Origin of the sequence: Rhizobium sp. BE258, assembly GCF_031457345.1 — a bacterium.
In the GTDB taxonomy this organism is placed as follows: Bacteria; Pseudomonadota; Alphaproteobacteria; order Rhizobiales; family Rhizobiaceae; genus Rhizobium.
Map to the genome: position 1 here is coordinate 1001644 of NZ_JAVDWL010000002.1, position 19583 is coordinate 1021226.

Genomic DNA, 19583 nt, shown 5'->3' on the forward strand with positions numbered 1-19583 from the left:
ATGCCGGTCTCGCGCTCGGAACGGCTGCTTGCTCTTCTCCAGGTGCTTCGCCGGCACCGGCGCCCGGTCAGCGGGATCATCCTTGCCGAGCAGACGGGCGTCAGCCTGCGCACGCTCTACCGTGACATTGCAAGCCTGCAGAGCCAGGGTGCGATGATTGAGGGCGAAGCCGGCGTCGGCTATGTGCTGAAGCCTGGCTTCATGCTGCCACCGATGATGTTTTCCGAAGAGGAACTTGAGGCGCTAGTGCTGGGTTCACGCTGGGTGAACCGCTCGGCGGAACCGCGGCTAGCGGGCGCTGCTGCCGATGCGCTGGCGAAGATCGCCGCCGTGCTGCCTGCCGAGATGCGCGAGACAATCGAATCGGCGACGCTGCTTGTCGGCCCCAAGCGTGCCAACGAGGACAAGGCGGATGTCGCCCTGATCCGCAAGGCGATCCGTACCGAACGCATTCTCGAACTGCACTATAGCGACGAGCAGGGACGCATCTCGCTCCGGCGCGTTTGGCCTTTCGCCCTCGGCTATTTCGAGCATATCCGGATGGTGATGGCCTGGTGCGAGCTGCGCCGCGGCTTCCGGCATTTCCGCACGGACCGGATCATCGACATGACGCAGCACGAAGAGCGCTATCCCCGCCGCCGGACCGCCCTGATGAAAGAGTGGCGCGAGGCGGAACACGTGCCTGTCGAACGCTGAAAGCCTACTGCCAGAATCTGACAGTAGGCCGAGCTATTATCGGTACCAATCCAGAAGGAGGACCGATGATGACGAGCGTGAAACTCAGCACCGCAAATTATGGCGACTGCCTAGTCGAGACGTCTTCTGCACATGCGGGATATCCGCAGTCCCTGATGCTGCGCATGATGCAGAAAGCATCGCGCAACATGGCGAGGGGTGATGCCCCCCGCCTCGACCCGCGGTCGATGCCGGCAAACATGCGGCGCGACCTCGGCCTTTCCGGCTGGACCTCGCGAGAGGGCGAGGCATAGCCGGCAGCATACAGCCCAGCACACCCCGACAGCAGACATTTCATACCGCCGCTGCAACGCACCGCGGCACGCCTTTTCATTGCAGCCATCTCAACCAAGAGGATAAGACCATGACCAGCCCGAATTCCATCATTCTCTACGTCAAGGACCCGGCCGAAAGCGAACGCTTCTACAAGGACATCCTCGGCCGCGACGCGGCGTTCTCCTCGCCCAACTTCGTCGCCTTTCCGCTCGATGGCGGTTTCACGCTCGGCCTCTGGCGTCGCAGCAATGTCGAGCCGCAGCCGTCGGCGATCGGCAATCGCGGCGAAATCGCCTTCATGGTGCCGGGAGACCGTGCGGTGGCCAAGCAATATGAGGACTGGCGCAAGCGCGGCCTGCCGATCGCCCAGGAACTGGTCGATCTCGATTTCGGACCGACCTTCGTGGTGCTCGACCCGGATGGCCACCGTCTCCGGGTTTGCGAACCGGACAAGTGACAATGAAAAGGGCGCCCAAGGCGCCCTTTTTCGTGACTATTTGTGCAGCAGGCCGCGCATCGGATGGCCTTTGTAGACCCCGAGGATGCGAACCTTCTCGGAGAAGAACCTGAGCTCCTCGAGCGCCTGGCGGACATTGCTGTCGTTGGCGTGGCCTTCGATATCGGCATAGAACTGCGTGGCGATGAACTTGCCGCCGATCTGGTAGCTTTCCAGCTTCGTCATGTTGATGTTGTTGGTCGCGAAACCACCGAGCGCCTTGTAAAGGGCGGCTGGAATATTGCGGACGTTGAAGACGAAGGTCGTGACGATCTTCTCTTCTTCATTCGAACGGTTCGCCCATTTCTCGTCGCGCGACAGCACGACGAAGCGGGTGACATTGCTTTCGGTGTCCTCGACATTTTCGGCAACGATCTCGAGACCGTAGAGATCGGCAGCCAGGCGCGGCGCAAGCGCAGCCATCGTCCGGTCACCGGTTTCCTGAACCATCTTTGCGGCACCGGCCGTATCGCCGGCGATGACAGGCTTCCAGCCATTGGCACGGACGATCTTGCGGCACTGGCCGAGCGCATGGATATGGCTGTGTACCGTGCGGATCTCATCCTTCGAGACGCCCGGCAGCACCATCAGCTGAAAGCGGATCGGCATGAAATATTCGCCGACGATATGCAGCCTCGAATCCGGCAGCAGATGATGGATATCGGCAACGCGCCCGGCGATCGTGTTCTCGATGGGAATCATGGCGAGATCGGCTTCGCCGCTTTCGAGCGCCGTAAAGGCGTCCTCGAAGGTCTGGCAGGGAAGCGGTTCCATGGTCGGGAACATGTCGCGGCAGGCCATATCGGAATTGGCGCCGAACTCGCCCTGGAATGAAATCCGGTTTGTCTTGTTGTTCATGGCTATGTCCTCAAGCCTGTCTTGCCGCGAGAATCCGGCGGGCCTTTTCGAGATCGGCGGGGGTATCGACGCCGAGCGGTACGGTTTCGACGATTTCGGCATCGATGCGCATTCCGGCTTCCAGCGCCCGCAGCTGCTCCAGCGATTCGCGCAGCTCCAGCACCGACGGGCCGAGCGTCACGAAGCGCTCCAGCGCCGGCCGGCGGTAAGCGTAAAGGCCAATGTGATGATAGAGCGGACCCTTGCCATAGGGCGCGGTGGCGCGGGTGAAATAGAGGCCGCGCAGGCGCGTCTCGGAAAGCGGCGAGCCGACGACCTTGACGATATGCGGAGCGGTCTTGTCTTCCTCGTTGTCGATCTCGATCGTCAGCGTGGCGATATCGACCGCTTCGTCGTCGAGCGGGCGCAGAGAAGCGCGGATGGTTTCTGGCTCGATGGTCGGCAGATCGCCCTGGACGTTGACGATGATCTTGGCCCTGCCTTCGGGATCGATCTTGGTCATCGCCTCGTGAATGCGGTCCGAACCCGACTGATGGTGACCGCCGGTCATGATCACCTCGAAGCCGGCCTCGGCGACGGCGTCGAAGACGCGCTGATCATCGACCGCGACGACGACGCGACCGATGGCGGCTTCCTTGGCGCGCATGGCGACCTGAACGATCATCGGCAGCCCGCAGATATCGGCCAGCGGCTTGCCCGGAAGCCGGGTCGAAGCCATGCGTGCCGGGATCAGAACGAGGACGTCATCTAAATTTGAACCAGTCATCTGTCGGGCCTTCTATTCCGGGCGGAAAAGTGTCAAAAAGTCTCACGTACAGGACCATTTAGACAGTTGCAACGAACAGCCAAAAGACATAGGTTCCGCGCGATTTCAAGATGGTACCTTTTTAGGGTCTGCCGACTGCACGGGGAGCATTGCAGATGAATTCTTACGTCAATACGGCCGTTGGTGCACTGCTCGGAACGATTTTCGTGCTGATGTCGGTGTCCATCGCGTCCGAAGGAATCTTCCATTCCGAAGCGCCGGAAAAGGAAGGCTTCACGATCGTCGCCGAGGAAACACCGGCTGCCGGTGGGGGCGAGGCCGCTGCTGCCGCCATGGTTCCGATTGGGAAGCTGCTGCCGACGGCTGACGCCAAGGCTGGCGAAACCATCTTCAAGAAGTGTCAGGCCTGTCATGACGCGACCAAGGGGGGGCCGAACAAAGTCGGTCCGAACCTCTATGGTCTCGTCGATCGCCCGATCGCCTCGCATGAGGGCTTCGCCTATTCGTCCGCTATGAAGGACTTCTCCAAGGGCGGTGCTGAAAAGTGGACCTTCGACCACCTGAACCACTTCCTGATGGCACCGAAGAAGCAGATTCCGGGTACGGCGATGGGCTTTGCCGGTCTGCCGAAGGAACAGGATCGCGCCAACGTGCTGCTTTATCTGCACACCCTGGCCGATACGCCTGCTCCGCTGCCGGATCCGAACGCACCGGATACGATCACGCAGTAAGCTGGTCGCGATTGAGTTTGATACCGAAGCCCGGCCGCAAGCCGGGCTTTTTTCGGATTACGGCCCGAGCAGGTAGGCCCAGAGCGACACGGAAATGGCGCCAAGCGCCGTCGTCATGGTGATGGTCGATGCCGCCAGGCTGTGGCCGACGCCGAAGCGATTGGCGATCAGCCAGGCATTGACGCCTGTCGGCACCGCAGCGATCAGAACTAGCGCTGCCGTCCAGTCTTCGGCGAGGCCGACGATGTGGCTTGCAATCCAGACGCAGAAGGGCAGCAGAAGCAGCTTGCAGGCGGAGGTGACGCTGGCGATGCCGAGGTTTCCGGAAACCCCATATTTCTGCAGGGCCATGCCGAGCGAGATCAGCGCGACCGGTCCAGCAACACCGGCGATCTGATCGACGATATTTTCGACCGGGGCCGGCATGGTCAGGCCGAGCAAATGCATGGTGGCACCGGCCGCCAGACCGATCACCAGCGGATTGCGAATAAGATTAAGGCCGATCTGCTTCAGCAGCCTCAGAATGCTGCGATCGGCGGCGCCGGAAATCCTGTGTTCGGCGCGCTCCATGAGGATCGTGCCGACGACCATCATGACAGGCAGATGCACGGCAATCAGGATCGAGAGCGGAACGAGGCCCTTGTCCCCCACGGTTCGCTGCACCAGCGGCAGGCCGACGAAGATGGTGTTGGCGAAGGCCGAGGAGACGCCGGCGAGAACGCCGATGCGGGCATCACGGCCGAATAGCCTGGTCGCCGCGATATGGCCGACGGTCCAGGTGACGGCGACGCCGGAGAAATAGGCGATCCAGAGCCGGAACGGCGATGCACCGTGGAAATCGGCCTCGGCAATGGTGCGGAAGAGCAGCATGGGCACGGCGATCTTGAAGACGAAATCGCTCAGCGCATCACCGGTATCGGCGGTCATCAACCCCGCTTTCACAATGAGCCAGCCGATCAGGATCATGATGAAGATGGGAAGAACGTCGAAAACGATTGCTGTCATGCGGGGAGAACTGCCTTGGCGCGGGAGCCAAAGGTCTAGCAGCAAACGGCGCGCATTGACAAACCTGTTGGCGCAAACAAACGAAGCGGCAGAAACAAAAAAAGCGGGCAAGGCCCGCTTTTCCGCATCCGGTCTTGCCGGACATCCGGTGTGCGATGCTGCCAGTTCATCCGTGGTCAGCGCCGCTCCGGAACAGTCGAAGGGCATCATCCCTTCTCACCCGGCCGCATCCTTGGATGCTCATGCCGGTCTGCTTGAGAGCTTTTCTAGAAGTTCACAGTGACAGCCGCATGACGAATTGGCGGCATTTTTGCGAATATTATCAAATGGTCCTGGCCCCGGTCATTGCGGGAAATGCTCGACATGCGTTTCGGCCGTCCGGCCGAAATAGAGAACGCGGCGCCCCAGGAATGAGACGATATAGCCGGCACATCCCATTGCCTTCACGTTCTTGCAGAAGGCACCATAGGAATAGTCCGCGGGGTTCGCCTGCGCCCACCGAACCTGCGCGGCAATTCCGGCTTGATCAAACTCGGCCGCCACGCCGCCCTCCGACACGCGGTTTTCGAGAGTGACGCTCGTTCCATCGGCCAGGAAATACGACGTCTTATTCTGGCGGTAATCGACGGTGTAACCCTCGAAGCCGGCTGCCAGAAGCGTTCTGATAATGTCAGGAAAATCCATCGCCCTGTCATAGGCGGCGTTCAGGCACGTTTGGGCAATAGCAGTCCGTTGCGCGTCCATAGCGCCCTCCTCGGTGATCTTGATCGCTGCTGGTGTCTAATCCGTCGCGACGTTCCGCAGACTGCGTTCCGCGACGATCTTTCTCAAAAGCCGTTCCATTTCCGCGCGCTCTTCCCCGTTGAGTGCCCCGAAGAACTGGATGTCATTTGCATCCGCCAGTTTTGCCAGCCGTTCGACGAGCGGTCGCGCAGCGGCCGTAAGAGACAATGTCTGCCCGCGCCGGTCGTCTGGGTCGGCACCGCGCTCGATCAGTGCTTTTTCCGTCAGGCGATCAGCAAGCTTGGAAATCGCTCCCTTCGTCATCCCCATCCGCTCGGCGAGCTTGGAGGGCGCAACGGGGCTTGCTCCGTAAAGCATGCGAAGAAACACCCATTCGGCAACCGTAACACCCTCACGCTCGAGCTTTCGCGCGAACTCCTGGGATACGGCATTCGAGACGACACGCAGCCAATAGCCGAGATGCGAATCGAGATCGGAGATATGATTTTTGCCAGCCATCGAACCATCTTTGTTGACTAGGAAACTAATTTTAATTGGTTTCCTAGTCAACATTATTTCGCAGAAGCGCCGCCGGTTTTTGCCTGGAGGAGCTATTTTTCCTTCCCATCAGCGGAAATTCCGCTAAGACCAAATCCCGGCTATCACTTAATCCGGGACCTCCCATTTCATGACCAAATTCGATGTTCTGACTGTCGGCAACGCCATCGTCGATATCATCGCGCGTTGCGACGACCAGTTCCTCATTGACAACGCGATCACCAAGGCAGCGATGAATCTGATCGACGCCGAGCGCGCCGAGCTGCTTTACTCCCGCATGGGACCGGCGCTCGAAGCTTCCGGCGGCAGCGCCGGCAATACGGCGGCTGGTGTCGCCAGCCTTGGCGCCAAGGCCGCCTATTTCGGCAAGGTCGCCGACGACCAGCTTGGTGAGATCTTCGCGCATGATATCCGCGCCCAGGGCGTCCACTATCAGACACAGCCGAAAGGCACCTTTCCGCCGACCGCCCGCTCGATGATCTTCGTTACCGATGACGGCGAGCGCTCGATGAACACCTATCTCGGCGCCTGCGTCGAGCTCGGCCCTGAAGACGTCGAAGCCGATGTCGTTGCCGATGCCAAGGTTACCTATTTCGAAGGCTATCTCTGGGATCCGCCGCGCGCCAAGGAAGCGATCCGCGAATGCGCCCGCATTGCCCATGAGAATGGCCGGGAAGTGTCGATGACGCTCTCCGACAGTTTCTGCGTCGGCCGTTACCGCGCGGAATTCCTCGACCTGATGCGCTCGGGCACCGTCGACATTGTCTTCGCCAACAAGCAGGAAGCGCTGTCGCTCTACGAGACCGAAGATTTCGAGGAAGCGCTGAACAAGATTGCCAAGGACTGCAAGATCGCCGCGGTGACGATGAGCGAAGACGGCGCAGTGATCCTGAAGGGCAGCGAGCGCTGGTATGTCGATGCGATCAGCATCAACGAGGTGGTCGATACGACGGGCGCCGGCGATCTCTTCGCCTCAGGCTTCCTCTACGGCTACACGCAGGGCCGCACGCTCGAAGATTGCGGCAAGCTCGGCTGCCTTGCAGCCGGCATCGTCATCCAGCAGATCGGGCCGCGGCCGATGAAGTCGCTTGCCGAGGCCGCCCGCGAGGCGAAGCTTATTTAAAAGCTTCGCCGGGATAGGCACCCCAGATTTCCGGCTGCGCCACCCATCCTTCGGCGCCGTCGGCATCGGCATGGCACCAGTCGCCATTGCATTCGCCGATATGGATCATCACGCCAGGCTCGAGCTTGGCGACGATGGTCGCGGACGACTGCGGCTCGCGGCGCATGTTGACGAAAACAGATTTTCCCTTGCCCTTCATCCACGGCGCAGCCAACGCCGAACGCTGGCCCGACAGCAGCGACTGGTTGACCCAGCCCTCAGTGCCGTCGGCATCGCGGATGCGGCGCCAGTTGTCATATTCCTGGATAATCTCCACCGGCAGGCCGGCCTTGAGATACATCCAGGACGCGGCATAATCGGTACCGGGGCCGATGCGCAGATTGACGCGCTTCGACTTCAGCGTCACGAAGCGCGGCAGCGGCAGGCCGCTCGGGCCCTTGGCCGCTTGCGCATACGCAGATTCGACGGCGCTTGCCGACAGCATCAGACCAACCGCAATAGCAAGGCAGGACTTCAGAGTGATTCCACGCATGGAGGGTTCCGTTCGCTCGAATTCGTAAGCGGGGCTCTACCCGCTCGCTGTCCGGGGCTTCGACATTCGCCGACCAGTGCCCGCGAGTTTTGTTTGTCTTCGCGTGCGGGTCTGGTAGAAATTGCCCGAACGTTAAAATTATCCCCCGTCTTGGTTAAAGACATCTGAACAAGGCATGGCCGGCCGCGATGACATCGAAGAAAAAACCGAAGGTCTACATCACCCGGAAGCTGCCTGACGCGGTAGAGACCCGCATGCGCGAGCTCTTCGACGCCGAACTCAACATCGACGATTCGCCGCGTTCCGCGGCCGAACTCGCCGAGGCGGTGAAGAGCGCCGACGTTCTGGTTCCTACGGTGACCGACCGTATCGACGCCGCGCTGATCGAGCAGGCCGGACCGCAGCTGAAGCTGATTTCCAGCTTTTCGAACGGCACCGATCACATCGATGTCGAGGCCGCGGCCCGCAAGGGCATCACCGTCACCAACACCCCGAACGTGCTGACCGAAGATACCGCCGACATGACGCTGGCGCTGATCCTCGCGGTGCCGCGGCGCCTCGGCGAAGGTGCGCGCGTCCTGACCGACAAGCCTGGGGAATGGGCCGGGTGGTCGCCGACCTGGATGCTCGGACGGCGCATCCACGGCAAGCGGATCGGCATTGTCGGCATGGGCCGGATCGGTACCGCCGTTGCCCGCCGCGCCAAGGCGTTCGGCCTGTCGATCCACTATCACAACCGCAAGCGCGTCAACCCCGCGACCGAGGACGAGCTGGAGGCGACATATTGGGAAAGCCTCGACCAGATGCTGGCGCGGGTCGATATCGTCTCGGTCAACTGCCCGTCGACACCGGCGACGTTCCATTTGCTGTCGGCCCGGCGGCTCGCCCTGCTGCAGCCAACGGCCTATCTGGTGAACACCGCGCGCGGCGACGTCGTTGATGAAGCGGCGCTGATCAAGTGCCTGCGCGAAGGCCGGATTGCCGGCGCCGGTCTCGACGTGTTCGAGAACGAGCCCGCGGTCAATCCGAAGCTGATCAAGCTCGCCAACGAGGGCAAGGTCGTGCTGCTGCCGCATATGAGCTCAGCGACGATCGAGGGCCGTATCGACATGGGCGACAAGGTGATCATCAACATCCGCGCCTTCATCGACGGCCACCGGCCGCCGAACCGCGTTCTACCCGGCCGTTAAGCCAGGGTCTTGCGCATCTCGACATAGGTCACCCGGTCGTATCCCGGGTGGGATTTTTCGGCGGTCCTGGCAAAGCCCCAGGCGCCGAAGATCGCATGGTTGCCGGTAAGCTCGATCCGCGTGTCGAGCCGGATGACATTCAATTCCCGCTCCTTCGCGACCGCCTCGGCAATCGCGAACAGCTGCCTGCCGATGCCTTTGCCCTGATAATCGGGCGCGATCGCCAGCTTGCCGAGATAGAGGCTGTCTTCTTCGGGGCGCAGGAACATGCATCCGGTGAGCCTGTCGCCATCCAGCGCGACGTAGCCGATTTCGGCTGCGGCCTTCGCCTGCAACGCTTCGGGCGTCAGCGAAAGGCCGGAGGACGGCGGATCGATGCGGCCGTTCATATAGGCAAAGGATGAGAGGATGAGGTCGAGCAGTTCGGGCCAGCGGCCGAAGTCTTGATCCAGCCTGATGATATCAGTCATGTCTTCCGCCGCTTGTATCGTATGGTATCGAAACGCGTCGTCAGCGCGTCGTAGAGCAGCAGCCGCCCGATGAGCGGCTCGCCACTGCGGGTGATGAGCTTGATCGCTTCCATGGCCATCAGCGTGCCGATGACACCGGTCAGCGCACCGATGATGCCGGTTTCGGCGCAGGCGGGGATCAGTCCGTCCGGCGGAATTTCGGGAAAGAGATCCCGGTAGGCCGGATTGAGGGTGCCATCCGCGGCAGCCTCATAGGGTTTCAAAACCGTCAGCGATCCATCGAACCGGCCGACGGCGCCGGTCACCAGCGGCACCTTCGCCTGCTCGGCGGCATCGGCTGCGGCGTATCGCGTCTCGAAGTTGTCGGATCCGTCAATCAGCAGATCGAAGCCCGAGAGATGACGGCGGGCCGATTCGGAGGAGAAGCGCTCCTCGAAGCGGATGATGTTCACATGCGGATTGAGCCGGGCGATCGCAAAGGCAGCGCTCTCCGTCTTCAACTCGCCGATGGTGCCGGAATCGTGGATGACCTGCCGCTGCAGATTGGAAAGTGAAACACGGTCGTCATCAGCAATGCCAAGCGTGCCCACACCTGCAGCCGCCAGATATTGCAGAACCGGGGCGCCGAGGCCACCGGCTCCAATCACCAGTATCCGGGCGGCCTTGAGCTTCTGCTGGCCTGCCCCGCCGATCTCCGGCAGCAGGATATGACGCTGATATCGCGCGATTTCTTCCGGGCTGAGCGGTTCCATGGCGGGAATGCTACCATGGCCCGAACCGAAGAGGAAAGCACCGTCCGTCATTCACCGACATGTCCGTCGGAGACCGTCAGGAATTGCGCTCGCTCGCCGAGGGCGGAGAACATCGAGCGGTCTGTGCCGGTCATGAAGGCCTGCCCGCCGAGCGAATCGATAAGGTCGAAGAGAGCTGCGCGGCGCCCTTCATCGAGATGCGCGGCGATCTCGTCGAGCAGCAGCACTGGGGCGTGCCCCGTCAGATTGGCGACGAGTTTCGCATGGGCGAGGATCAGGCCGACCAGCAGCGCTTTCTGCTCGCCTGTGGAGCAGCGCTCCGCCTCCATCTGCTTCTCGCGGTGGCGGACAAGCAGATCGGCGCGGTGCGGCCCATCCAGCGTGCGCCCGGCGGCGGCATCGCGATAGCGGCTGTCCGCCAGCATCGCCGCATAATCGTCCTCGAGATCGACGGCGGGACGCGCGAATTGTCCATCCATGAAGCCCGAAAGCGCAAGTGCGGCTGAAGGGAAAGGCGAGGTCTCCCGCGTCTCTTCGATCAGCCGGGTCAGCAGACCGAGCATCTCCTGGCGGGCAAGCGCCATGGCGATGCCAAGGCTTGCCATCTGCTGTTCGATGCCTGAGAGCCAGGACGGATCGAACCTGCCTTCGTCGAGCAGCTTGTTGCGGCTGCGCATGGCGCGCTCGAAATCGCTGGCGCGGCGCCCATGGGCGGGATCGAGCGAGAGCACGAGGCGGTCGAGAAAGCGGCGGCGATCGGAGGAGCCACCGGTGAACAGGCCATCCATGGATGGCGTCAGCCAAAGTACGCGCAGATGATCGGTGAGCTCATCGGCCGTCTTCGCCGTCGTGCCGTTGATCCGCAACTTGCGCGCCGTATTCTCGTCCGTCGTGTCGGCCCCGGTGCCGATCTCCACGCCACCTTCCATCCCCTCGAGTTCGGTGAAGATCGAGAAGCCGGCAGAGGCGCCGACGCGAGTGATATCGGAATAGGCGGCACGGCGGAGACCCCGCCCCGGCGACAGGAACGAAACCGCCTCCATCAGATTGGTTTTTCCGGCTCCGTTGTCTCCCGTCAGCACGACATGGCGGCCGTCCATATCAAGCGACACTGCCGCATAATTGCGGAAGTCCGTCAGCTTGAGGCGGGAGAGAAAGACCTTGTGAGGCATCGTTTGTCCGGATTCTTGTTCCGGGGCAGAGCTAAGCCGAACCGGCAGGCATGGCAAGGCTAAGGCACAAACGAATGGTGCAGGCCGCGATCTGCCCCATATGCTCTGCTTGCAGCATAATCCCGGGAATGACGAAGCCCGGCCTTTCAGCCGGGCTCGTTGTCACCAATCGTATGCCCGGGCGCTCAGCGGCCTCCGGACTTGCCGCCGCCAGATCTGTGGCTGTCATCGCGGCCTTTCTGGTGGCCGCCATCTCCGTGGCTTCCGGAATGATCATTGCCGGATCTGTCATCGCCACGGTGGTTATCGCCGGGTCCGCTGCCACCGGAACGGTTGTCTCCAGGCTTGTCACCGGAGTGGCCGTTCCCGGGCTTGCCACCACCATGGTTGCCGCCGCCGGAATGGCCACCACCGTGCCTGTCGCCACCAGACTTATTGCCGCCAGGCTGTCCACCACTGGAGTGGTCGCCACCAGGCCTGCCGCCGCCGGAATTGTGGTCGCCGGGTTTACCACCGTCAGATTTGTGGCCGCCAGACTTGCCGCCGTCCTTTCTGTCACCATGGCCGCCCCAGGACTTGCCCGGATCACGGCCATGCTTTCCATCACCGGAATGGCCGCTGTCCTTGTTCCCGTTACCAGCATGCCCACCATGATGGTGATCGCCTTTGCCGGATCCCTGACCACCGCCGCCAGAACCATGACCGCCGTTACCTGGACCATGACCACCGTTGCCGGGGCCGTGACCACCGTCACCAGGACCATGGCCACCGTCGCCGGGTCCAGTTCCACCGTTGCCGGGTCCAGTTCCACCACTATCCGGGTCACCACCACTACCCGGACTGCCACCGGAACCGGCGCTCGATGCCGATACCTGCGGAGCGCCGCCGGTTCCTCCGGCATCATCGTTAGAGCCTTGGTAGTTATCCGCTGGAATCGCGGCCGTCGGGCGGCAGAGGCGGGCTTCAAGGGTTCCCGGCTTAACGAGACGACAGTCGATGCGAAGAGGAAGAGGCGCGGAGAATGCGAGACTGCTGGAGGCCATGAGATAGGCGATGGCCACGCCGTGTTTCGCTGCTGTTCTTAACATGAGGCGACTCCCTAGTTAACAAAATGCTAACGAAATAGATTTTATATTAGCTATGCATTGCTCCCAGCTATGAACGTTGCCATCGCCATTACATCTTAATCCATAGCCAACTTCCTATTCATAAGGCCTAGCTTAAAGGGACTAACACTTTTGAAGGATTGGATAAGAGGCACTACACCCCTTCATCGGCGGCCCGCTGGATTGATTTTTCTATCGTAAATCAGTGCCTTGCCGGAATGCTCCACGTAGACGAGCATGGTCTGCCGCCGTGGTTCGCGGCGTCGCGGTAGCCACGTCAGAGCCGACGATGACGCGGCGCGATAGCCTGAAGTGGATCGATCACATCAAAGATCGCGGGAGAGCCTGATAGACAACCTACATCGACGCCTATCACGAATATCGCGAGAAGGTTGGCGAGTGGCCCAGCTCATTCTTGATCTCGGAGATCCTGTCCATCCGGCACCGGGAATACCTCACCAAGACGGACAAAGCCTGGGAATGGGAAGACGGCATTCGGCAGATGGTCGCGGGTGGCCTTCAAGTCGCCGCCTCCCAGCTACTGGAACAGAGAACACAGGAGCAGGCTGGCGAGCGCGAGCTTTTCGATGGGCTTCGGGTGATCGAGAGGCAGCGAAGTGAGAACCGGGCCGCAAGAAAGCCGCCCAGCAAGGGCCGGAAGAAGCCTAAGGAGGACTTCGACCTATAGCGGCCCAATCATGGCCATGTTCACGGCTCCGATAATGTAGGCTTTCGGAAGTTAGAAACGCGCGGTCTTGGCCGCGAATTTGGAGATGCCAACATGTTCTATGCACTTCGACGCGGCGCCGGGTCCGATCGACATACGCTCGTTGAGTTCGTCGGCAAACGCGCTTTTCAGAATGCTTCAGCGTCTGGCGAGAACAAGTTTTCGATCGTCCGCTCCGACGCCGCCCGAATATCGATCAAACTACGAAAAGAGCATGAAACAGGTCTGTTCATCGACGAAGGTCGTGTTCGCTATGCGCCAAGCGGAAGGTAGTCAATAGCAGCTCTTGCAAATCCCGACGTCGATCGACCCGTGCGATCAATCCGTCTCAACGTCCTTTGCCGGGGCGCGCGCCTCAAAGAATCTCTGGACGTCATCGGGCATTTCCTCACCGCCCTCGTTGCCAGGCATCTCAGCCTCCTTTGCGGACTCGTCCCGCGCCTCGGCCTCTCTGACATTGGCTTCCCACGCCGTTTGAAACGCCTTGTAGGAATCAGGGAGAGAAGAGACAGGGCCGGACGTGAGCACCGGGTACTCAATGCCTTCGTGTCGCATGTAGTCATCCAAGAAATCATATAGGGCGACAGGCGCCACAAAAGCTTCCGCTGTGAGCAACCGCTCTCGCGCCCGCAGGCGCCGCTTCTCTGGATTTCTCTCGGTTTCGATCGACACCACTGGGTAAGGGTGATCACGATTCACGCCTTTAAGCTGCTCGCGACCGTGATAGCTGAATTGTCCTATAAACATGTTGTTCTGAGCTGCATGGGCCAGGATGTATGACAGGCCCACCGATGCCGTAAATCGATCCGTTGTAGCATTCTTGGCGACACGGAAGCCTGCATCGATGCCCGTGCCTAAGAAGTCAAACTTGTGAGGCTTGAGATCCGCCTCAAGCTCGAAGTCTTCCGTGAGGTATTCTTGGTTTTTCTTGGTGGCTGCAACGTTTCCATCAAAAACCTCAATGCTTATGTTTTCAGCCGGAAAGCCAGCCAACCAGCCAGCGCCTTTCACATCCAACGGAACGCCATCCGTATCGAGGCTTTGACCATAAGTCTCAAGTGCTCGCAGAAATGCTGTAACACAGCAGGCTAAATGTTGGACGCTATGCACGCGGCAGCAAAATATTATCTCGTCACCTACGGTCTTCCAGACCTTCGGCTCAGGGTGATCGGGATCGCCGCTATCGGTCTTTTGGTAGGCAGCGCTGAGAGCTTCCGGGAATTGCTGATAAAACTGCCGAAACCGCGAAACCCATTCCGGCAGCGGATCTCTACCGTGCCCACGCCTATTCAAAAAAGAGGACTTGTATGCTGTCGATCCGACAAGATCGACAGTCATAAATAGCCGGACACGGTATTCAGGAACACTCACGCTGCGAGGCCAAGGCTCCCTGCTCGAACTTCGGCGGCTTTAGGGCTAACGCCGAGCACCTCAACCACGTGCTCCTTACCACCTTGATGGAAAAGCTGCGTGAACAGGGCGGCCGGCATCACAAATGCCGCCGCAAACCAGTTGGCCTCCCACTCACACCGCTGCAAGTCCGGGTTTGCATCCTCGATCCAACGATAGGCTTTCATTCCAGAACTCGGGTCTTCAGCGTGAATGCGCGGAAAATGGAGATAGTAGTGGCCTAGCTCATGAGCAACAGTGAATTTATCACGGCCCATTGAGGTCATTGTCGGAAGAAATATTTTGAATGTTCCATCAGGCTCGACGACGATCGACTCTGGCTTGTTACCAACCGGGTTGCGGTAAGCGATAGCTCCGCCCAGGTTTGACACCAAGATTTCAATTGATGTCGAAGGATCGTAATTCACATGACGAGCCATCTGCTCAGCGTAGTGCGACACGCTCGCCTTCGACGCTCTCAGCGGTGATGGTTCCTTGTAAACAACCACAGGCCTGCTCCTTGCCCCGGCGACGCATTTCCGAATTGACGTTTTTAGGGCCGCGAATCACGCCGCGGCAAATGCGTGAAATCACAGTGCTTTACTCCACATAACGCCGCAATAGCGATATTGACATCCAAAAACACAATCCGACTCGCTCTAACATAAGAAAAAAAGCAAACGTTTTCAATATCATGCGATTAGACTACATCCACCGACAATGCCAATGGCCGTAAAATGCCCATAAACTAGCGAAGCAAAGGGATCAATCCTCCCACAAATTACTGATTTTTATGATTTTTTTCTGATAATGGTTTGAAAAATTGTGAGACGCGGGTTGCTCTGTGCACACCTTCCAGCTTAATAAGTTCAGCAGCGTGGGAACTCGCTCGAAACGAGCTTCGCGCTTCCCTGGCGCTCCCCAAGCAAATGGGTCTCACCAACAGAAACCCGGCCAACGTATTAACCTTCAGAATTTGCTTGTGAAAATTGGTGGAGCTAAGCGGGATCGAACCGCTGACCTCTTGCATGCCATGCAAGCGCTCTCCCAGCTGAGCTATAGCCCCATCAGGGTGGTCCGGTATTTCTTCCGGTCCTGGGATCCTCCGAAGCGGGCTAACCCGGCGGAGTGGCGGCTTATTACTTGCGGTTTTCGCAGATGGCAAGCCTAAAAAAACGGCCCGGAGATTTTTTGTCGTCCGGGCCGTGATTTATATCGGATCAGACTTCGTCTTCGTCGCCGGTAACGCCGATGATGTCGCTCATGTCGTCATCTTCATCGTCTTCGTCGGCTTCGAGGAAGGTATCGTCGTCGTCATCGCCTTCGATCTCGACGTCGTCATCGCCCATGTCAGGAATGTCGTCGCCGCTTGCGCCTTCATCGGCGTCCTCGAGCGAGACGAGTTCGACTTCCGTGCTCTCGGTATCGACTTCCTGCACGTCGTCGTCTTCGCTTGCCGCCTCAGCGGCTGCTGCAGCCGAGGTTTCCTGGAAGAAGGATAGGGGATAGGATTTGCCGGTATACGGAGAAACGATCGGATCCCGGTTCAGATCGTAGAACTTCTTGCCGGTTTCCGGATCGGTACGCTTGGTTCCAAGTTCCGTTTTCGCCACTATAAGCCTCGTGAGAATGGCCGAATACATTCGGCTGTGCCGTGTAAACCGGCGTTCTTTTCGGAATTTATAAGCCGGTCCCCATAATCGTTGCGGCCAATGATGTCAAAGCGAAACTTCGTATCGCAAGATGACCGGCAAATAACATTGTGTTAGGAAGCGCCGAAGACACAGAAACCGGCGAGAAACCAATGTATCAGCCGCCTCACTTCCGGGAAGACGATCTGGCGACCCAGCACCAGCTGATCCGCGCCCATCCGCTCGGACTGCTGATCACCGCCGGAGCGAGCGGATTGGTCGCCAATCCCGTCCCTTTCCATCTCGATGCCGAGGCATCGGAAAAGGGAACATTGCGGCTGCATCTGGCAAAAGCCAACGGCCAGTGGCGCAACATCCAGGATGGAGCACCCATTCTTGCCGTCTTCCAGGGCGCCAACTCCTATGTGACGCCATCCTGGTACAAGACCAAGCAGGAGACCGGCAAGGTCGTGCCGACCTGGAACTATGCGATCGTTCAGGCGCGCGGCAGCGCTAGCGTCATCGACGATGCGGACTGGCTTCGGTCGCAGATCAACGCGCTCACCGGCCAGCATGAGGGCAGCCGCGAGAAGCCATGGGCCGTGGACGATGCGCCCGACGATTTCATCCGGGCGCAGATGAAGGGCATCATCGGCATCGAAATCGAGATATCGGCGCTTGAAGGCAAATGGAAGGTCAGTCAGAACCGCCCGGTTGCCGACCGCGAAGGCGTTGCCGCCGGATTGAGCGCGGCAAGCGGCCAGGAAGACATGATCGAGCTCGTCAAGCGCTACGGCGGGCTGGAAGGAAACCATTGAAAACGACATTCACGATTGCCATCGACGGCCCGGCAGCGGCCGGCAAGGGTACGCTTTCGCGCCGGATCGCCGATGAATACGGCTTCCACCACCTCGATACGGGGCTGACCTACCGGGCGACCGCCAAGGCGCTCATCGATGCCGCCCTGCCGCTCGATGACGAGGCGGTGGCCGAAAAGATCGCCCGCGAGGTTGAACTCGCCGGGCTCGATCGCGATATACTTTCGAAACATGAGATCGGCGAAGCCGCCTCGAAGATTGCCGTGATGCCTGCGGTGCGCCGCGCGCTTGTCGAAGCACAGCAGCGCTTTGCCGGAATGGCGCCGGGAACGGTGCTCGACGGCCGCGACATCGGTACCGTCGTCTGCCCGGATGCCCCGGTGAAGCTCTATGTGACGGCTTCGCCCCAGGTGCGCGCGAGGCGACGCTACGACGAAATCACGGCCAAGGGGACGGCTGCCGATTTCGAGGCGATTTTCGAGGATGTGAAGCGGCGCGACGAACGCGACATGGGACGGGCCGACAGCCCTTTGAAACCAGCCGATGACGCGCACTTGCTTGATACGTCGGAAATGAGTATAGAGGCCGCGTTTCAAGCCGCAAAGTCGATCATCGATGCGGCCTTGAGCCGAAATAACTGAAATTCGAGCGGTCCGTTGGCGCCTTGCGCGGCGGGACGCTTTTTAAAAGCCTGAAATTCCGTCCAAGCGCCGGATTGCTTCCCTTAAGGAGGCGGACTGGGTTCAGGCCTGTTCAACACGAACCAACCGGCGCATACGTGGGCCTTGCAGCTATCGAAGGCCACGCAGGAGATTTTATGTCAGTAGCTACTCCCTCTCGCGAAGATTTCGCGGCCCTTCTCGAAGAGTCCTTTGCCAAGAACGACCTAGCCGAAGGCTATGTCACCAAGGGCATCGTCACCGGCATCGAAAAGGATGTCGCTGTTGTTGACGTCGGCCTGAAGGTCGAAGGCCGCATCGCGCTCAAGGAATTCGGCGCACGCGCCAAGGACGGTTCGCTGAAGGTCGGCGACGAAGTCGAAGTTTACGTCGAGCGCATCGAAAACGCCCTTGGCGAAGCTGTTCTGTCGCGCGAGAAGGCTCGCCGCGAAGAAAGCTGGATCAAGCTCGAAGCCAAGTTCGAAGCTGGCGAGCGCGTCGAAGGCGTGATCTTCAACCAGGTCAAGGGCGGCTTCACGGTCGATCTCGACGGTGCGATCGCCTTCCTGCCGCGTTCTCAGGTCGACATCCGCCCGATCCGCGACGTTTCCCCGCTGATGCACAACCCGCAGCCCTTCGAAATCCTCAAGATGGACAAGCGCCGCGGCAACATCGTGGTTTCGCGCCGTACGGTTCTGGAAGAATCCCGTGCCGAGCAGCGTTCTGAAATCGTTCAGAACCTCGAAGAAGGCCAGGTTGTTGACGGCGTCGTCAAGAACATCACCGATTACGGTGCGTTCGTTGACCTCGGCGGCATCGACGGCCTGCTGCACGTTACCGACATGGCATGGCGCCGCGTCAACCATCCGTCGGAAATCCTGAACATCGGCCAGCAGGTCAAGGTTCAGATCATCCGCATCAACCAGGAAACCCACCGCATCTCGCTCGGCATGAAGCAGCTCGAGTCGGATCCGTGGGATGGCATCCAGGCGAAGTATCCGGAAGGCAAGAAGATCTCCGGTACCGTCACGAACATCACCGACTACGGTGCGTTCGTCGAGCTGGAGCCGGGCATCGAAGGCCTGATCCACATCTCGGAAATGTCCTGGACCAAGAAGAACGTACATCCCGGCAAGATCCTGTCCACGAGCCAGGAAGTCGAAGTCGTCGTTCTCGAAGTCGATCCGTCCAAGCGCCGTATCTCGCTCGGCCTCAAGCAGACGCTGGAAAATCCGTGGGCAGCATTCGCCCGCAACAACCCGGCTGGCACTGAAGTCGAAGGCGAAGTCAAGAACAAGACCGAATTCGGCCTGTTCATCGGCCTCGACGGCGACGTTGACGGCATGGTGCACCTTTCTGACCTCGACTGGAACCGTCCGGGCGAGCAGGTCATCGAAGAGTTCAACAAGGGCGACGTCGTCAAGGCTGTCGTTCTCGATGTTGACGTCGAAAAGGAACGCATCTCGCTCGGCATCAAGCAGCTCGGCAAGGATGCAGTCGGCGACGCCGCTGCCTCTGGCGACCTGCGCAAGAATGCAGTCGTTTCCTGCGAAATCACCGCAGTCAACGACGGCGGCATCGAAGTGAAGCTCGTCGAACACGAAGACATCACCTCGTTCATCCGCCGTGCAGACCTCGCACGCGACCGCGACGATCAGCGTCCCGAACGCTTCTCGGTTGGCCAGGTTGTTGACGCCCGCGTCACCAACTTCTCCAAGAAGGACCGCAAGATCATGCTGTCCATCAAGGCTCTGGAAATCGCAGAAGAGAAGGAAGCCGTCGCTCAGTTCGGTTCGTCCGACTCCGGCGCTTCGCTCGGCGACATCCTTGGCGCGGCTCTGAAGAACCGCGGCGAGTAATCGCTTC

The 19583-nt window shown here is 60.0% G+C and carries 24 protein-coding genes and 1 tRNA gene; 11 read left to right on the top strand and 14 right to left on the bottom strand.

The window, feature by feature from the left end:
* The 3 genes from J2X43_RS10255 to J2X43_RS10265 all read left to right on the top strand — a co-directional run bounded on the left by J2X43_RS10255 (nt 1) and on the right by J2X43_RS10265 (nt 1468).
* Nucleotides 1-696 carry a YafY family protein gene (locus tag J2X43_RS10255; protein ID WP_112385002.1) on the top strand — a complete coding sequence of 232 codons (696 nt, stop codon included), beginning with the start codon at nt 1-3 and terminating at the stop codon, nt 694-696.
* A 68-nt stretch (nt 697-764) separates the two neighbouring features.
* On the top strand, nt 765-989 hold the full coding sequence (locus tag J2X43_RS10260) for a hypothetical protein (protein ID WP_310293666.1): 225 nt from the start codon (nt 765-767) through the stop codon (nt 987-989).
* A 110-nt stretch (nt 990-1099) separates the two neighbouring features.
* A complete protein-coding gene (locus tag J2X43_RS10265) occupies nt 1100-1468 on the top strand; it encodes a VOC family protein (protein ID WP_112385000.1) in 369 nt (122 codons plus the stop codon).
* 36 nt (nt 1469-1504) lie between these two features.
* On the opposite strand, the gene J2X43_RS10270 is transcribed toward J2X43_RS10265, so the two are convergent.
* Together J2X43_RS10270 and J2X43_RS10275 are read right to left on the bottom strand one after the other, a co-directional pair.
* Complete coding sequence (locus J2X43_RS10270; RefSeq protein ID WP_112384999.1) at nt 1505-2365, bottom strand: prephenate dehydratase; 861 nt, start codon at nt 2363-2365, stop codon at nt 1505-1507.
* Nucleotides 2366-2375: 10 nt separating this feature from the next.
* A complete protein-coding gene (locus J2X43_RS10275; protein ID WP_112384998.1) occupies nt 2376-3131 on the bottom strand; it encodes a 3-deoxy-manno-octulosonate cytidylyltransferase in 756 nt (251 codons plus the stop codon).
* A gap of 155 nt (nt 3132-3286) precedes the next feature.
* Here J2X43_RS10275 and J2X43_RS10280 point away from each other — a divergent pair, with 155 nt between their 5' ends.
* Nucleotides 3287-3862, top strand: a complete 576-nt coding sequence (locus J2X43_RS10280; protein ID WP_112384997.1) for a cytochrome c family protein — start codon at nt 3287-3289, stop codon at nt 3860-3862.
* Nucleotides 3863-3919: 57 nt separating this feature from the next.
* On the opposite strand, the gene J2X43_RS10285 is transcribed toward J2X43_RS10280, so the two are convergent.
* Nucleotides 3920-4867, bottom strand: coding sequence for an AEC family transporter (locus J2X43_RS10285; protein ID WP_310293670.1), 948 nt, complete (start codon nt 4865-4867; stop codon nt 3920-3922).
* 55 nt (nt 4868-4922) lie between these two features.
* Between J2X43_RS10285 and J2X43_RS10290 the strand changes: the two genes are divergently transcribed.
* Nucleotides 4923-5150 (top strand): hypothetical protein, encoded by a 228-nt coding sequence (locus J2X43_RS10290; RefSeq protein WP_310293672.1) that lies wholly within the window; start codon nt 4923-4925, stop codon nt 5148-5150.
* Between the two features lie 59 nt (nt 5151-5209).
* Here J2X43_RS10290 and J2X43_RS10295 read toward each other — a convergent pair whose 3' ends face one another.
* The gene (locus tag J2X43_RS10295) at nt 5210-5611 is read right to left on the bottom strand and encodes a DUF1398 family protein (RefSeq protein ID WP_310293674.1); all 402 of its coding nucleotides are present in this window, start codon (nt 5609-5611) and stop codon (nt 5210-5212) included.
* Between the two features lie 36 nt (nt 5612-5647).
* Complete coding sequence (locus J2X43_RS10300) at nt 5648-6109, bottom strand: MarR family transcriptional regulator (protein ID WP_310293676.1); 462 nt, start codon at nt 6107-6109, stop codon at nt 5648-5650.
* Nucleotides 6110-6278: 169 nt separating this feature from the next.
* On the opposite strand from J2X43_RS10300, the gene J2X43_RS10305 reads away from it, so the two are divergent.
* Entirely contained in the window at nt 6279-7271 is a 993-nt protein-coding gene (locus tag J2X43_RS10305; protein ID WP_112384994.1) for an adenosine kinase, read from the top strand.
* Here the strand turns inward: J2X43_RS10305 and J2X43_RS10310 are convergent.
* Entirely contained in the window at nt 7264-7803 is a 540-nt protein-coding gene (locus J2X43_RS10310; protein WP_112514299.1) for an SH3 domain-containing protein, read from the bottom strand. The genes J2X43_RS10305 and J2X43_RS10310 overlap by 8 nt on opposite strands.
* Nucleotides 7804-7991: 188 nt before the next feature.
* On the opposite strand from J2X43_RS10310, the gene J2X43_RS10315 reads away from it, so the two are divergent.
* The gene (locus tag J2X43_RS10315) at nt 7992-8993 is read left to right on the top strand and encodes a D-glycerate dehydrogenase (protein ID WP_310293678.1); all 1002 of its coding nucleotides are present in this window, start codon (nt 7992-7994) and stop codon (nt 8991-8993) included.
* Here the strand turns inward: J2X43_RS10315 and J2X43_RS10320 are convergent.
* The 4 genes from J2X43_RS10320 to J2X43_RS10335 are packed head-to-tail and all read right to left on the bottom strand — an operon-like array spanning nt 8990 to nt 12201.
* Nucleotides 8990-9463, bottom strand: a complete 474-nt coding sequence (locus J2X43_RS10320; protein WP_310293680.1) for a GNAT family N-acetyltransferase — start codon at nt 9461-9463, stop codon at nt 8990-8992. The genes J2X43_RS10315 and J2X43_RS10320 overlap by 4 nt on opposite strands.
* On the bottom strand, nt 9460-10266 hold the full coding sequence (locus J2X43_RS10325) for a molybdopterin-synthase adenylyltransferase MoeB (RefSeq protein WP_112514302.1): 807 nt from the start codon (nt 10264-10266) through the stop codon (nt 9460-9462). Before J2X43_RS10325 ends, J2X43_RS10320 begins: the two co-directional genes overlap by 4 nt.
* On the bottom strand, nt 10263-11387 hold the full coding sequence (gene recF / locus J2X43_RS10330; protein ID WP_310293683.1) for a DNA replication/repair protein RecF: 1125 nt from the start codon (nt 11385-11387) through the stop codon (nt 10263-10265). The genes J2X43_RS10325 and recF overlap by 4 nt, the downstream gene beginning before the upstream one ends.
* A gap of 31 nt (nt 11388-11418) precedes the next feature.
* On the bottom strand, nt 11419-12201 hold the full coding sequence (locus J2X43_RS10335; protein WP_310293685.1) for a hypothetical protein: 783 nt from the start codon (nt 12199-12201) through the stop codon (nt 11419-11421).
* A gap of 1073 nt (nt 12202-13274) precedes the next feature.
* Here J2X43_RS10335 and J2X43_RS10340 point away from each other — a divergent pair.
* Nucleotides 13275-13493: a hypothetical protein gene (locus J2X43_RS10340; RefSeq protein WP_310293686.1), complete on the top strand. Its 219-nt coding sequence runs from the start codon at nt 13275-13277 to the stop codon at nt 13491-13493.
* A gap of 45 nt (nt 13494-13538) precedes the next feature.
* On the opposite strand, the gene J2X43_RS10345 is transcribed toward J2X43_RS10340, so the two are convergent.
* The 4 genes from J2X43_RS10345 to J2X43_RS10360 all read right to left on the bottom strand — a co-directional run bounded on the left by J2X43_RS10345 (nt 13539) and on the right by J2X43_RS10360 (nt 16222).
* Complete coding sequence (locus tag J2X43_RS10345; protein ID WP_310293688.1) at nt 13539-14558, bottom strand: hypothetical protein; 1020 nt, start codon at nt 14556-14558, stop codon at nt 13539-13541.
* Nucleotides 14559-14587: 29 nt separating this feature from the next.
* Nucleotides 14588-15118 carry an ImmA/IrrE family metallo-endopeptidase gene (locus J2X43_RS10350; RefSeq protein ID WP_310293690.1) on the bottom strand — a complete coding sequence of 177 codons (531 nt, stop codon included), beginning with the start codon at nt 15116-15118 and terminating at the stop codon, nt 14588-14590.
* 481 nt (nt 15119-15599) lie between these two features.
* A tRNA-Ala gene (locus J2X43_RS10355) sits at nt 15600-15675 on the bottom strand.
* Nucleotides 15676-15829: 154 nt separating this feature from the next.
* The gene (locus J2X43_RS10360; protein ID WP_112385374.1) at nt 15830-16222 is read right to left on the bottom strand and encodes a TIGR02300 family protein; all 393 of its coding nucleotides are present in this window, start codon (nt 16220-16222) and stop codon (nt 15830-15832) included.
* Nucleotides 16223-16413: 191 nt separating this feature from the next.
* Between J2X43_RS10360 and J2X43_RS10365 the strand changes: the two genes are divergently transcribed.
* From J2X43_RS10365 to rpsA, 3 genes are all read left to right on the top strand, one after another.
* Nucleotides 16414-17058 (top strand): FMN-binding negative transcriptional regulator, encoded by a 645-nt coding sequence (locus J2X43_RS10365; RefSeq protein WP_310293692.1) that lies wholly within the window; start codon nt 16414-16416, stop codon nt 17056-17058.
* On the top strand, nt 17055-17699 hold the full coding sequence (gene cmk / locus J2X43_RS10370) for a (d)CMP kinase (protein ID WP_310293694.1): 645 nt from the start codon (nt 17055-17057) through the stop codon (nt 17697-17699). The genes J2X43_RS10365 and cmk overlap by 4 nt, the downstream gene beginning before the upstream one ends.
* A 176-nt stretch (nt 17700-17875) precedes the next feature.
* Nucleotides 17876-19576 (top strand): 30S ribosomal protein S1, encoded by a 1701-nt coding sequence (gene rpsA, locus J2X43_RS10375; protein WP_112384986.1) that lies wholly within the window; start codon nt 17876-17878, stop codon nt 19574-19576.
* Nucleotides 19577-19583 lie beyond the last annotated feature (7 nt).

Coding starts and splice junctions, on each gene's coding strand:
- J2X43_RS10255 (WP_112385002.1), top strand. CDS start 1: ATGCCGGTCTCGCGCTCGGAACGGCTGCTTGCTCTTCTCCAGGTGCTT.
- J2X43_RS10260 (WP_310293666.1), top strand. CDS start 765: ATGACGAGCGTGAAACTCAGCACCGCAAATTATGGCGACTGCCTAGTC.
- J2X43_RS10265 (WP_112385000.1), top strand. CDS start 1,100: ATGACCAGCCCGAATTCCATCATTCTCTACGTCAAGGACCCGGCCGAA.
- J2X43_RS10270 (WP_112384999.1), bottom strand. CDS start 2,365: ATGAACAACAAGACAAACCGGATTTCATTCCAGGGCGAGTTCGGCGCC.
- J2X43_RS10275 (WP_112384998.1), bottom strand. CDS start 3,131: ATGACTGGTTCAAATTTAGATGACGTCCTCGTTCTGATCCCGGCACGC.
- J2X43_RS10280 (WP_112384997.1), top strand. CDS start 3,287: ATGAATTCTTACGTCAATACGGCCGTTGGTGCACTGCTCGGAACGATT.
- J2X43_RS10285 (WP_310293670.1), bottom strand. CDS start 4,867: ATGACAGCAATCGTTTTCGACGTTCTTCCCATCTTCATCATGATCCTG.
- J2X43_RS10295 (WP_310293674.1), bottom strand. CDS start 5,611: ATGGACGCGCAACGGACTGCTATTGCCCAAACGTGCCTGAACGCCGCC.
- J2X43_RS10300 (WP_310293676.1), bottom strand. CDS start 6,109: ATGGCTGGCAAAAATCATATCTCCGATCTCGATTCGCATCTCGGCTAT.
- J2X43_RS10305 (WP_112384994.1), top strand. CDS start 6,279: ATGACCAAATTCGATGTTCTGACTGTCGGCAACGCCATCGTCGATATC.
- J2X43_RS10310 (WP_112514299.1), bottom strand. CDS start 7,803: ATGCGTGGAATCACTCTGAAGTCCTGCCTTGCTATTGCGGTTGGTCTG.
- J2X43_RS10315 (WP_310293678.1), top strand. CDS start 7,992: ATGACATCGAAGAAAAAACCGAAGGTCTACATCACCCGGAAGCTGCCT.
- J2X43_RS10320 (WP_310293680.1), bottom strand. CDS start 9,463: ATGACTGATATCATCAGGCTGGATCAAGACTTCGGCCGCTGGCCCGAA.
- J2X43_RS10325 (WP_112514302.1), bottom strand. CDS start 10,266: ATGACGGACGGTGCTTTCCTCTTCGGTTCGGGCCATGGTAGCATTCCC.
- recF (WP_310293683.1), bottom strand. CDS start 11,387: ATGCCTCACAAGGTCTTTCTCTCCCGCCTCAAGCTGACGGACTTCCGC.
- J2X43_RS10340 (WP_310293686.1), top strand. CDS start 13,275: ATGTTCTATGCACTTCGACGCGGCGCCGGGTCCGATCGACATACGCTC.
- J2X43_RS10345 (WP_310293688.1), bottom strand. CDS start 14,558: ATGACTGTCGATCTTGTCGGATCGACAGCATACAAGTCCTCTTTTTTG.
- J2X43_RS10365 (WP_310293692.1), top strand. CDS start 16,414: ATGTATCAGCCGCCTCACTTCCGGGAAGACGATCTGGCGACCCAGCAC.
- rpsA (WP_112384986.1), top strand. CDS start 17,876: ATGTCAGTAGCTACTCCCTCTCGCGAAGATTTCGCGGCCCTTCTCGAA.